Source organism: Chryseobacterium limigenitum, assembly GCF_900114875.1.
GTDB lineage: Bacteria > Bacteroidota > Bacteroidia > Flavobacteriales > Weeksellaceae > Chryseobacterium > Chryseobacterium limigenitum.
Map to the genome: position 1 here is coordinate 111,970 of NZ_FPKW01000006.1, position 12,914 is coordinate 124,883.

Genomic DNA, 12,914 nt, shown 5'->3' on the forward strand with positions numbered 1-12,914 from the left:
CTTATTGTTTTTTCTTTACAAATCCTTGGGTAATTCTGTCCAGAATAATGGCTAAAATCACAACGGATAATCCACTTTCAAATCCTAATCCGATATCCAGATTATTAATTCCTTCCAATACTTTTTCACCCAAACCGCCTGCGGCAATCATTCCGGCGATAACAACCATGGATAATGATAAAAGTATTGTTTGGTTGATCCCTGCCAAAATCGTTTTCATGGCTAAAGGAAGTTCTACCTTAAATAAAATCTGACGGTTGGTAGCTCCAAAAGCTCGTGCTGCTTCTACAATATCTTTCGGTACTGCCTCAATTCCTAGTGTGGTTAATCGTACCGCCGGTGGCATCGCAAAAATAATCGTTGCAAAAGCTCCCGGCACTTTACCGATACTGAAGAATAATACAGCAGGAATTAAGTAGACAAATGCAGGCATTGTTTGCATCAAATCCAGTAACGGACGAATGATTTTTGCCGCCAATTTGCTTTTAGCCGCCCAAATTCCCAAAGGAACGGAAATGACCAACGCGGTTATGGTTGCTACAAAAATAAGAGCCAGAGTTTCCATCGTTTCTCTCCATAATCCCATTAAAAATATTAAAGTAAGTCCGGCTACGGTCATGATGGCGATGCCTTTTCCGGCTTTCCACCAAGCTAATAGTGTAAAAAGGAGAATGATTATATAAAAAGGAGTGTTTACCAAAGCCCATTCAATTCCCATGATGGAGGAGTTTCCTACATGTTTTATGACATCGAATACTGGTTTCCCGTTTTCTGTGAGCCAATTGATTGCAGTTTCTACATATTGACCGATATCTATAGTTTTATTCATTTTATTGGTTGTTTGCGATTTCTTTTAATTCAATGATTTCTTCTTCGTTAAACTTGGTAGCTTCTATGATAAGAGATAATTGGGTAACAAGACCTAAAAATTTATTGTTCTCCTCTACCACAGCGATGGCCGATTTACTTCCGGAGATTAACGGCAACATTTCTTCAACAGTTGCTTCCGCATAAACAGACGGAACATTACTATTGATAATTGATTCTACCGTTGTTTCTTTCTTCTTTGCGATTCTGACAACATCATTAAGGGTTACAAAACCAAGAAATTTATTTTGAAAATCTACAACGGGTAAGTTTTCCAAACCTGTTGCTCTCATTTTTCTCAGGGCACCTTCAGGACCGTCTTTTCTGAAACGTACAACGGTGGCTTTGTCGAACATCAAAGATTTGGCGGTGATAATTGTTTTACGGTCTACTTTTTCCACAAAAGCTTTTACGTAGTCGCTGGCCGGGTTGGTTAAAATATCTTCGGCAGTTCCAATTTGTTCGATTACACCGTCTTTCATAATGACGATACGGTCTCCGATTTTAATGGCCTCGTCTAAGTCATGGGTAATGAAGACAATGGTTTTTTGCAATGTATCTTGCAATTCAAGCATCTGATCCTGCATTTCAGACTTGATCAAAGGATCGAGGGCGGAGAAAGCTTCATCCATAAGCAAAACTTCAGGATCGTTAGCTAAAGCTCTGGCTAATCCTACTCGCTGTTGCATACCTCCTGAAAGTTGAGAAGGAAACTGATTTTCAAAACCATTTAAACCTACGATGTCTAATGCTTTTTGAGCTTTTTCATCGCGGGAAGCTTTACTTTCTCCTCTGATTTCCAGTCCGAAACCTGCATTATCTAGAATATTATGATGGGGTAGCAGTCCAAATTTTTGGAATACCATGCTCATCTCTGTTCTTCTTACTTCAAGAAGTTCTTTGTTATTTTTATCGGTAATATTATCATCATTGATATATACTTTTCCTGAAGTAGGCTCATTCAGCCGGTTAAGGCAACGCAGCAAAGTAGATTTTCCGCTTCCTGATAACCCCATGATCACAAAGAATTCACCTTCGTAGATTTCAAAACTTGCTTTGTTAATCCCTACGGTGCAACCCGTTTTTTCGAGAATTTCCTTTTTGGAAAAACCTTTGTCTAAAAGTTCCTGTGCTTTTTCTTTGTTTTTGCCAAAAATAATAGTCAGATCTTCAACTTTAAGTTTTACTTTTCTACCGTTTTCAATTTTTTCCATATTCAGAATTTTTCAATTAATATTAATACATAAGATATTCTACATCAGTTAAAGATTATACGTTTAATCTGAACTGTTCTGTTAATGACGATAGTACAAAATAATCTGTATGAGCTTTTAATGATAAAAACTTTATACAAAAAAATAAAAGCATAAAAACCTGTGGCCTTATGTTTATATTTTAAATATTTCAAATAGATTATACTCTAGAAAAAGAGTGAATCATGTAAAAAAGAGTTAATCTTTTTAAATAGATTCTACAGTTAAATTACTAATGAAGTAATTACAGATATGTGTACTGAACAACTTGGATTTCTACATTTCATCAAAATGCAGGCCAGCATAAAAAAGCTGAACATCAATTTCTTATGACAGTGCAAATTTACGAATTTTATATTAAATGGATTTTTTAAGGCCTAAAAAGCTGGTTTTAAGCCTGATGATGGAATGAAAAATTCATGAAAATTTAGCTGTAAAAATTTAGCTAAAAAAATGATTTAGATGAAGAATTTAAGTTTTAAAACAAAAAATTATCTCTGTAAAAGATGAAAGAAATTACTCAAAACAACGGCAATAATTCCCAAAATAGCAGGTAAAGCCTGAACGAAAAATATTTTCTTTGTTGCTGAAATAGCTCCATAAATTCCGGCAATAGCCACGCAACTTAGGAAAAATAAAGAAACATTGGTTTGCCATTTCGGATCCTCAATAAAGAAAGACCAGATTAATCCTGCAGCCAGAAAACCATTGTAAAGCCCCTGATTAGCGGCCAACCCTTTAGTCGGTTTGAACATTTCTGCGGGTAAAGCAGCTTTGAAAACTTCCTTTCCTTTTGTTTCCCACGCAAACATTTCCATCCAAAGAATGTAGATGTGTTCTATTGCGACTAAGGCGATCAAAATTTTTGCAACGATGTCCATGATTTAATGTTTTTTGGAATTGTAAAACTAAAAAAATAAAGTTAAGTTTGAGTACTAAATTTTACAATGGAAACTTTCAAAGCACATTTAGATAAATTCATTACGATCAATGACGAGGAATTTGCTTCTATTTTTTCTTTTTTTCAAATTTTAAAAGTGAAAAAGAAAGAAAATCTAATGCTTGAAGGAGATGTTTGTAAATGTAAGTATTTTGTGTTGGAAGGATGCCTGAGAAAGTTTTTTGTCAATGAAAAAGGAGTGGAACAAACTACAGAATTTGCCATAGAAAACTGGTGGATGTCCGATACTTTCGCTTTTGAAAAACAAATGAAAACCAGTTTTAATATTCAGTCTGTGGAAAATTCCAGCATTTTAGCTATCGATTTCCAATCTCAAGAACTTTTGTTTGAAAAACATCCTATTATGGAAAGGTATTTCAGAATGGTTTACCAAACTGCTTATGCGGCTGCCGAGAAAAGAATCCGCTATATTTATGAGATGACGAAGGAAGAATATTATGTGCATTTCAGTACGCTGTATCCTTGGTTTATACAGAGAATTCCGCAGTATCTGATTGCTTCTTTTCTAGGTTTCACTCCTGAATATTTAAGTGAAATCAGAGCCAAATTACGTTCTTAAACCAGTTTAAGATTTTTACAATCTAGAAGTCGCAACTTTGTCCTGTTCATAAAAACAACGACAATGACAGGCAAAAAAGACTTTCAATTTTCACAACTATTTTTAAGGTTAGCAATCTCAGTAACAATGCTTTCCGCAGTGGCAGACCGATTCGGATTTTGGGGTAAAAACTCAGCTTGGGGAAACTGGGAGAATTTTGAAAAATATACTCAACAACTGACTTTTTTTCTTCCTGCAAGTTTAAGTGTATTTTCGGCATATTTCGCTACTTTTTTAGAAATTCTATTTCCTTTCTTATTACTTATTGGATTTAAAACTAAGATTGCAGCATACGGTACAGGTTTTTTACTACTCATTTTCGCTTTATCAATGACGATGGCTTTAGGAATTAAAGCTCCTTTGGATTATTCTGTCTGGGTAGGAAGTGCGGGTGCGTTTTTATTGGCAAGTCAACATCAGTTTTCATTAAGTATCGACGAATTAATCAAGAAAAATTAATCAAATACATATACATAACATGAGCGCAAGAGTAAACATCGCGACAGCAGAATCAGCAGCTTACAAAGCAATGATGGGATTAGAAGGATATCTTCAGACGATTTCTTTAAACCATATTCAGAAAGAATTAATTAAAATCAGAGCTTCACAAATCAACGGATGTGCTTTCTGCTTGGATATGCACACCAAAGATGCCATCAAATATGGTGAAACTCCACAAAGGATCTATCTTCTAAATGCCTGGAGAGAAGCATTGGAGCTTTACACAGAAGAAGAGCAGGTTTTGTTGGCAATGACAGAAGAAATCACTTTGATCAGCCAGAAAGGGTTAACGGAAGAAACGTATTACAAAGCAAACCAATTGTTTGACGAAAAACAAATCGCACAGATCATCATGGCGATTGTTACCATCAACGGCTGGAACAGAATTGCAATAAGTACCCACATGCCAATTGGAAAATAAATTTTCAATAATTGGTATTCACCAAAAAGCGCTTCCCAATGTTGAGAAGCGCTTTTTCCTTATGATGAAGTCATTGCGAGGAGCGAAGCGACGAAGCAATCTTCAGTACATTAACATATAAGTTAACCACACACTTTGTCATCGTGAAAGGATCTAAATGGTTTAAAGCATGAGTTTTATTAAAAAATATAGAGATTGCTTTATTTCGACAGGCTCAGCATAAACTTGCTTCGCTCCTTGGAATGACTGTATGTATTAAAGTTTATCCAATTCAGCATTGATAAAACTCAATTCTTCATGAGAAAGATCGAAAGACATTGCTTTTGCATTTTCAATAGCCTGTTGAGCATTTCTGGCTCCTGCCAAAACGACTGTGATTGCGGGTTGTAAAGTCGTCCAACGTAATACTAATTGTGAAAGGGTAGCACCTTTTTCCTGAGCGATCGGTTCAATTTTTTCTAAGAAATTTTTTACTTTATTAAGATCAAACTGAGAAAAATATCCATTTCTGTGGTCGTTTTCTTTTAATTTATCTTCTTTGAAGTATTTTCCTGTTAAAAGGCCTCTTTCCATCGGGCTGTACACAATAATTCCTGAATTATTTTCCAAAGAATATGGAACCAAATCTTTTTCAATCGCTCGGTTCAGCATGCTGTAAGAAACCTGATTGCTGGCTAAATTCAGCGTTCTGTTGGCTTCCTGCATCTGTTCAATACTATAATTACTTACTCCGGCTGAAAGAATTTTTCCTTGTTGGATCAATAATTCCATAGCTTCCATGGTTTCACAGATACACGTTGTACTGTCCGGCCAGTGAAGCTGTAGAAGATCGATGTAATCTGTTCCCAGTCTTTTCAGACTTTCTTCAACCTCCTTAATAATATTCTCTTTTGAAGCTAATTTGTACACAGGAAGCGTTTTTCCGTCATCATTCGCATCAAAGAAGAATTCTCCTTTTCCATTGTTGCTTCCGTCCCAAACCAATCCGAATTTGGTCAATAACTGAATCTTTGAACGGTCTTTTCCTTTAATGGCTTCTCCGATCATTTCTTCACTCAGTCCAAATCCGTAGAAAGGTGCGGTATCAATGGACGTTACACCATGATCCAAAGAGGCGTGAATTGAATTTATAGAGTCTTTTTTCTCATTTCCGCCCCACATATTTCCACCGATTGCGAATGCTCCATGTGTGATGACGGACAATTCGAGATCTGTGTTTCCTAATTTTCTATATTCCATTTTTTTTGTCTTGATTTCTAATTTGATTTAACCACAAAAGGCACAAAAGTTTTATTGAAACACTTTAGTTTTAAAGTTTAATGTATTGAAAACAGTAAGATCACATAAGCCGAAAATCTAATATTTTCATAAACTTAAGTGTTCTTTTCAACAAAATAATTTTAGCTTAAAATAACTTAAGTGTAAAAGTCTTTTGTGACTTTTGTGGTTAAAATATTTAATAATTACTTATTTAATTCCTTTAAAATAGCTTCGCCAACACTTTTTGCAGATTGAGGGTTTTGTCCTGTGATTACTCTCTGATCTGTCACCACATGATTTTGCCAAAGACCTGATTTTTCAAATATTGCGCCTCTTTCTTTTAATTTATCTTCTAAAAGGAAAGGAACAACGTTGGTTAATTTCACTTCAGCTTCTTCTTCATTGGTAAAAGCATTGATTTTTTTACCGTCAACTAAATATCTGCCATCGTTCAATTTAATATTCACCAAACCTGACGGACCGTGGCAAACTGCGGCTACAATTCCTCCGTTTTCGTAAATTTTTGAAGCAATGTTGGCTAATTCTGTATTGTCTGCAAAATCCCACATCGCGCCATGACCTCCTGCATAAAATATGGTTGAATAATCAGCAGGATTTACTTGTGTTGGCGTTAAAGAATGATCAATTTTACTTTTGTCTTTGCTTTCCCAAAACTCTTTGTTTACGGGATCTTTTAGATCAAATCCGTCAACGGGAGGAGTTCCGCCTTTTGGACTTACAAAATCGATTTCGTAACCTGCTTTGTGTAAAACTTCCCAAGGATGCGAAACTTCACCAAGATAATATCCTGTATTTTCGCCTGTATCGCCTTTTTTGTCATGACTGGTAACGACAAATAAAATTTTCTTTTTCATATTTTTTGATTTCTTGGTTTGAGCCTGAACAAATCCTATCGTTAAAATGGCAAGAACTAAAAACGCTAATTTTTTCATGATTTAGATGAATTGTATTGGGTTATTTTTTAACCACAAAAGAATCAAAAGATTTCAATACGTTATAAGACTTTCAAAAGTGTGCAAAATTGAAACGCTACATTTTGTCTGCTCTTGTAATTCTTTTTTCAATCATTTCTTTTGTCGCTTTTGCGGTTAAAAAAATCTCGTTTTTTATTAAATTTTAAATAATATTAGTTAAATAAATCTGAGGTTCTTCTTGTAATTTTTCATCAACCAAAGCTCCAAAAGCCTGAATATACGCTTGTTGATTATGTTGAGTTAAGCCCTCCTGATCTTTCCAAATCTCATAGAAAATGAATTGGTTTTTATCTTCAATTCCTTGATGTAATGTATACAATTCGTTGGCTTTTTCTTTTCTGGTTTCTGCGACCATATTTTGAAGAACTTCCAACACTTCTGTTCTGTGTTCTTCTTTTGCTTTAATAATTGCAGTGAGATAAATTTTCATTAGGCTAATTGTGGTTTTAATTCTTGTTCAAAAATGTTGGTAAGATGTTCTTTGTAAACTTTCATGTCACGTTCGATATTTGCATTTTTTTCGACATCGTGGAAGTGAAAACTTTCCATTTTTTCAAGAGAAACAAAGGCGTTCATTCTATGGAATCCAAATAATGGCCCATTATCTACACTTGTTTCATTGAAAAATTCTCCCGGAAGCGTAAAAGCAGTTTCCGGTGCATTCCAGCTTGTGGTTACCATGTATTTTCTGCCACCCAACATTCCTCCGGTTCCGTAATTGATCTGTGGATTGTCTGAAGTTCTACCGTCACTCATATAAATTCCTTTAGCATGACCTGCCGTGAAAACTTCGTCGATATATTTTTTCAAACCATTTGGTAATTGGAACCACCAGATTGGGGTATGATAGATAATGACATCTGCCCAAACGAATTTCTGAACTTCCTCGTCTTTATTGTAACCTTCGTCAACTGTTGTGACTTTTACCTCTACATTTTCAAATTTTTGTAGAACTTCCAGTGTGCTGTCTGCAATCGTTTTATTATATTTTCCTCCTGAATGTCCGAAGTTTTGTCCACCGTTGATGATTAATACTTTTTTCATTGTTGTATGATTGTTTAAATTTTACTCTGCAAAGTTAGTTTGGGATTTTGTATAATAAAAATAGTATAAATTATAGTAAAGTATCAGAATTATGATGATTATGTGAATTGTGAATTTTGCTTCGGGAGTGAATAGTCAATTCTCAGGCCTATAATTCATAATTCACTTGCGAAGCAAAATTTACAATTCACGTTTTATGTTTAAATATCATATTGATTTTAAATCTGATTCTAAAACTTCTCACGTAATTTTGTTTGAATAATTTGAATAAAATAGAATGCAGATAGCAATTTTTAGCGATGTACATGGAAATCTTCCCGCACTGGGAGTCGTGTTAAATGATATTGAAGAAAGAGGAATTCATCAGAAATTCTGTCTAGGAGATCTGGTTGATTTTGCACCGTGGGGAAATGAAGTGATTGAAAAGATCAGGAACTTGAATATTCCTTGTTTGATGGGAAATCATGATGAAAGAATTGCTTTTGATATTCCGGTAGTTCCTTTGCTTAAGCATTCTCAAGAAGAAACTGCCGCAAGGTTTTTAGCTATTGATCATTCTAAAGAACATATCACAAAAGAAAATAAAAAATATTTGTCGGAATTACCTTTTCATTTAAAATTAAGCTATAAAATTGGAAGAAAACATTGGAATATTCAGTTGGTGCATTCAACTTTAGAAAGCAATGATACGTATTTGTATGGATCTGAGAATGATGAGGTTTTTACGGATTTATTATATGATTCTCAGTCAGATGTCGTCATTATGGGACATACGCATTTATCTTTTAAAAAATATTTTGATGGTAAATGGGCGGTTAATGCAGGCTCCGTTGGTCGATCAAAAGAAGAAAACCAATTGGCGTCTTATGTGATTTTAACATTGGATGAAGAAAGTATTACTCCTGAAATTATTCAGTTGGAATATCCGCTTGAAGATGTTGCCAAAAAAATTGAAGAAAGCGAAATCCCCAATTATTATGCTTCATTTTTAAGAAATGAAAAACTATCAGTATTCTGATTATTTTGTAACTTTGTATCACAGAAGTGATGATTGAGTTGTATTAGTTGTTAATTGTGAATCTGCTTTGCAGTGAAAAGTCAATTTTTAGACTGTATAAATTCACAAGAGAAACAAATTGACAATTCACTATTGACAAAAGTTAGAATTATGGTAAATTTAGAATGGTACAGAACGTTTAAAGCAATCTACAAAACCGGAACATTAACGGGAGCGGCAGAAGCTTTATTTATATCACAGCCAGGAGTGAGTTTACATTTAAGCTCTTTGGAAGCTTATGTTGGGTATAAATTATTCGACAGAACGGGACGGAAAATGCATCCCACGGAAAGAGGAAAAGTACTATTTAATGCAGTTTCCGAACCATTGACAAAACTTGAAGATGTAGAGAAAAATTTCCAAAAATCTACCGAAAAAACAACTCCGACGATAAGCGTAGGCATGTGTTTTGAAACTTTTCAGACTACTTTGGAGCAGTATGTTTCTACGTTGCCTTTTAACTTAATTATCAGCTTTGGAGAATATCCCGAAATGCTGGATCAGTTGGATAAAGGGATTTTAGACCTGATTATTACGCCTAAAAAAGGAGTTTCTCCTAACATTCTGCATGAAGCTTTTTCGTCCGAACAGATTATTTTGGTTGGAGGAAAAGATGTAGACACAGAAGCTTTCAAAAAAGTACTGAAAACCAAAGATAAAGAGCAAATTGAAAATTGGCTGAAACAGGAAAAATGGTACGGAACAACCGGAGATATGGAGCATCTTTTCCAATTCTGGACTTTAAATTTTGGACATAAACCAGATTTCAGAGCAAATTATATCGTTCCTAATTTAAATTCAATCATTCGTTGTTTAAAAGGAGGAACGGGATTGGCGGTAGTTCCCGATTTTTTATGTAAAAAAGAAATAGACAACGGGGAAGTAAAACTGATTTGGGAAGGAGAGAAAAAGCTGGAAAATACGCTGTATTTTGGTTGTAGGAAAAATACCAGTTATCAATTAGAAATTGAACATATCAAAGGATTGTTCAGACAAGTAATGAGTAAAGATATTTTTACGGCAGATTCCCAAATTTCCATGATTTTGGAATAGTCTTCTGAAGTAGCAATTTTTATTGGATGTGACATTGGATGAAATTTTTACAGAAGTAAAGAATTAGAAACCATATTTTGGGAATTAATATGTAAAGAAACCCCGCACACGAAGTACGGGGTCTATTGTAAACAAATTATTTCTAGTATAAATTATTCTTTAATGAATTTTTTGCTGATATTTTCTTTACCTCCCATTAGGTTTAAAAAATAAATACCCTTTTCAAGGCTTCCGGTATTTATTTTTGTTGTTAGCCCTTCTAATTTTTGAGTATGGATGGTTTTCCCTAGCATATCAGTAATCGTAACCTCCATAGATGGTGTAAAATAATCAAGCTTTAAAGTAATATTATCTTTTGCCGGATTAGGGAACACATTAACTGTTGTGGCATCTTTCACAACCTCATTAGTGGCCAGATTATCTTGAGCAAGTTTTACGACCCAAATATCATAATCTCCATGATTTCCACTTACATCTCCATTGGTTGAATTTGAACTTCCGGCAATGACATAACCGCCATCTGCAGTTTGAATAACAGAGCTAGCCTCATCGCTTCCTGATCCTCCTAAGCACTTTTGCCATTGAATACTTCCTGTAGCGCTTAGTTTTACAGCCCAATAATCATAAGAAAGAGGTGCTTCGCCAGGACCTGTACTTGAAGGGGTATGATATCCTGTTACCTGACCATCATTTGAAGTCGTGCTTCCTACGGCCAAATACCCACCATCAGCGGTTTGAATGATAGAAGAAGCGTCATCTACCTTAGTTCCTCCTAAAGCTTTCTGCCATTGAAGGTTTCCATCAGAATTTAATTTTACGATCCAAGCATCTGTTCCATCATGATTTCCCGTTACATCTCCATCATTAGAAAAAGCGTTACCAGCTACAATATAACCACCATCTGAAGTTTGTTTAATAGAATATGCTAAATCCTGATGTGATCCTCCTAAAGATTTTTTCCAAAAAATAACGCCTCCATCAGTATTTAATTTTAGAATCCAATAATCTTTTCCACCATGATTTCCTGTTACATCTCCATTGTTATTTTCAGCATATCCGGCAACAGCATATCCACCATCGCTAGTTTGAACAATAGAAATAGCCCTGTCATCTCCTGTTCCTCCTAAAGATTTTTTCCATTGAAGATTTCCATCAGCATTTATTTTTACGATCCAATAATCTACATAACCGTTATTTCCCGTTACATCGCCATTGTTTGAAGAAGAATTTCCTGCAAATATATATCCACCATCTGTCGTAGGAATCATTTGATTGATAACATCATAATTTGTTCCTCCGAAAGATTTTTGCCAATAAATAATTCCTGCATCAGAATTTAATTTTAGAACCCAGCCATCTGTAAGTCCATGATTTCCTGTTACATTTCCGTTGTTTGAATCAGAGGTTCCGGCAACCACATATCCGCCATCAGCAGTTTGTATGATAGAACTTCCATAGTCAGTTCCTGTTCCTCCTAAAGATTTTTGCCATTGAAGATTTCCTGTTGCATTTAATTTTGCAAGCCAGTAATCCTGATTTCCGTGATTTCCTGTTACATTCCCATTGTTTGAATTAGATGCTCCGCTAATCATATACCCTCCATCGGCTGTTTGAATGATAGTGTGTGCTCTATCGGGGTTTGTTCCTCCTAAAGATTTTTGCCATTCTATGGCCGGAGCTTGTGCAGTAATAGCATTTGAACAAAGAATACCTATAAAAGGTACCATTTTCTTGTAATTGAATTTCATGATTTTAGTTTATTTTAATTTAAAGATGCAAAAGTATAATTTGTAAAGGAATAAATACTCATATTTTATAATTTTTAATATTCAATTTTGCTTTTGAAATCATATTTTAAAATGCAAAATAAGAATTATAGCAGGTAAAATATTTAGTAAAAATTAAAATCTAAAGTAAAATTGGTAAGCAGAATTTCAATTTTTTATCGGAAATTTGTTTGACTTTAGAAAAAAATAAACAAAATAGTATGCAAAAGAAAACATATGCAGGACAACCTGTGATTACATTAAATAATGGAGTTGACATTCCAGCCTTAGGCTTTGGTGTCTGGCAGATTGATGATCAAAAAGTGTGTGAATATACGGTGATCAAGGCTATCCAAACGGGATACAGAATGATCGACACGGCTTCTATTTATCAAAACGAAATTGGAGTCGGAAACGCTATTAAAAACAGCGGAGTAAACAGAGAAGAATTGTTTATTACTTCAAAACTTTGGGTTCAGGATACTACTTATGACAAAGCGAAAAGTGCATTTCAGAGAACATTAGACAGATTGCAGCTGGATTATCTGGATATGTACCTTATTCACTGGCCTTATTCGGATTTTACAGGAGCTTGGAAAGCGTTAGAAGAATTGTATCATGAAGGAAAAATAAAAGCAATCGGTGTTTGTAATTTTACGGTTGAAAAACTGGAAGAATTAAAAGCTAATTCAAGCATTCTTCCTGTGGTTAACCAGATCGAGTTACATCCAATTTTCCAACAAAAAGAGTTACAGGTTTATAACAGAGAAAATAATATTGTTACTCAACCTTGGAGTCCTCTTGGAAACGGAAATGCTGAATTGTTGAATAACGAATCTTTAAAATCAATTGCTGAAAAACATAGCAAAACGGTTGCTCAGGTTATTTTAAGATGGCATTTGCAGGAAGGTTTCTGTGCGATTCCTAAATCTGTGACGCCATCAAGAATTGAAGAAAATTTCAATGTTTTTAATTTTGAATTAACTGAAGACGAAATGAATACTGTTCGTTCTCTGGACACTAACAAAAGAATATTTTTTGATCCAAAAGATCCGGAATGGGAGGAAAAGATGTTGAATTCTGTTGCGGATATTTAACGATTTTAAAATATTTTTTCCCCAGATTTATTAATTCAAGA

General features: G+C 34.6%; 14 protein-coding genes. 6 read left to right on the top strand and 8 right to left on the bottom strand.

The features are described 5' to 3' along the window. Nucleotide 1: 1 nt before the first annotated feature. The 3 genes from BT156_RS09770 to BT156_RS09780 form a co-directional block, all read right to left on the bottom strand. Nucleotides 2-829 carry an ABC transporter permease gene (locus BT156_RS09770; protein WP_072409612.1) on the bottom strand — a complete coding sequence of 276 codons (828 nt, stop codon included), beginning with the start codon at nucleotides 827-829 and terminating at the stop codon, nucleotides 2-4. 1 nt (nucleotide 830) lies between these two features. Further along, nucleotides 831-2,081, bottom strand: coding sequence for a quaternary amine ABC transporter ATP-binding protein (locus tag BT156_RS09775; protein ID WP_072409614.1), 1,251 nt, complete (start codon nucleotides 2,079-2,081; stop codon nucleotides 831-833). Nucleotides 2,082-2,611: 530 nt separating this feature from the next. Continuing rightward, on the bottom strand, nucleotides 2,612-3,001 hold the full coding sequence (locus BT156_RS09780; RefSeq protein WP_072409616.1) for a DUF1304 domain-containing protein: 390 nt from the start codon (nucleotides 2,999-3,001) through the stop codon (nucleotides 2,612-2,614). 66 nt (nucleotides 3,002-3,067) lie between these two features. On the opposite strand from BT156_RS09780, the gene BT156_RS09785 reads away from it, so the two are divergent. From BT156_RS09785 to BT156_RS09795, 3 genes are all read left to right on the top strand, one after another. Then, complete coding sequence (locus BT156_RS09785; protein ID WP_072409617.1) at nucleotides 3,068-3,640, top strand: Crp/Fnr family transcriptional regulator; 573 nt, start codon at nucleotides 3,068-3,070, stop codon at nucleotides 3,638-3,640. 63 nt (nucleotides 3,641-3,703) lie between these two features. Beyond that, nucleotides 3,704-4,138, top strand: coding sequence for a DoxX family membrane protein (locus BT156_RS09790; RefSeq protein WP_072409619.1), 435 nt, complete (start codon nucleotides 3,704-3,706; stop codon nucleotides 4,136-4,138). 19 nt (nucleotides 4,139-4,157) lie between these two features. Then, complete coding sequence (locus tag BT156_RS09795; protein ID WP_072409621.1) at nucleotides 4,158-4,601, top strand: carboxymuconolactone decarboxylase family protein; 444 nt, start codon at nucleotides 4,158-4,160, stop codon at nucleotides 4,599-4,601. 255 nt (nucleotides 4,602-4,856) lie between these two features. Here the strand turns inward: BT156_RS09795 and BT156_RS09800 are convergent, their stop codons facing one another. The 4 genes from BT156_RS09800 to BT156_RS09815 form a co-directional block, all read right to left on the bottom strand. Further along, complete coding sequence (locus BT156_RS09800) at nucleotides 4,857-5,840, bottom strand: aldo/keto reductase (RefSeq protein ID WP_072409623.1); 984 nt, start codon at nucleotides 5,838-5,840, stop codon at nucleotides 4,857-4,859. Nucleotides 5,841-6,064: 224 nt separating this feature from the next. Next, a complete protein-coding gene (locus tag BT156_RS09805) occupies nucleotides 6,065-6,814 on the bottom strand; it encodes a type 1 glutamine amidotransferase domain-containing protein (RefSeq protein WP_228430070.1) in 750 nt (249 codons plus the stop codon). Between the two features lie 184 nt (nucleotides 6,815-6,998). Further along, complete coding sequence (locus tag BT156_RS09810) at nucleotides 6,999-7,286, bottom strand: putative quinol monooxygenase (protein WP_072409625.1); 288 nt, start codon at nucleotides 7,284-7,286, stop codon at nucleotides 6,999-7,001. Continuing rightward, nucleotides 7,286-7,900 (bottom strand): NAD(P)H-dependent oxidoreductase, encoded by a 615-nt coding sequence (locus BT156_RS09815; protein WP_072409627.1) that lies wholly within the window; start codon nucleotides 7,898-7,900, stop codon nucleotides 7,286-7,288. The genes BT156_RS09810 and BT156_RS09815 overlap by 1 nt, the downstream gene beginning before the upstream one ends. A gap of 277 nt (nucleotides 7,901-8,177) precedes the next feature. Here BT156_RS09815 and BT156_RS09820 point away from each other — a divergent pair, with 277 nt between their 5' ends. Then, a complete protein-coding gene (locus tag BT156_RS09820) occupies nucleotides 8,178-8,918 on the top strand; it encodes a metallophosphoesterase family protein (RefSeq protein ID WP_072409629.1) in 741 nt (246 codons plus the stop codon). A 150-nt stretch (nucleotides 8,919-9,068) separates the two neighbouring features. Then, nucleotides 9,069-10,010 (top strand): LysR family transcriptional regulator, encoded by a 942-nt coding sequence (locus tag BT156_RS09825; RefSeq protein WP_072409631.1) that lies wholly within the window; start codon nucleotides 9,069-9,071, stop codon nucleotides 10,008-10,010. Between the two features lie 152 nt (nucleotides 10,011-10,162). On the opposite strand, the gene BT156_RS09830 is transcribed toward BT156_RS09825, so the two are convergent. Next, nucleotides 10,163-11,758, bottom strand: coding sequence for a T9SS type A sorting domain-containing protein (locus BT156_RS09830; RefSeq protein ID WP_072409633.1), 1,596 nt, complete (start codon nucleotides 11,756-11,758; stop codon nucleotides 10,163-10,165). Nucleotides 11,759-11,997: 239 nt separating this feature from the next. Here BT156_RS09830 and BT156_RS09835 point away from each other — a divergent pair, with 239 nt between their 5' ends. Next, on the top strand, nucleotides 11,998-12,873 hold the full coding sequence (locus BT156_RS09835; RefSeq protein ID WP_072409635.1) for an aldo/keto reductase: 876 nt from the start codon (nucleotides 11,998-12,000) through the stop codon (nucleotides 12,871-12,873). The last annotated feature ends 41 nt before the right edge of the window (nucleotides 12,874-12,914 follow it).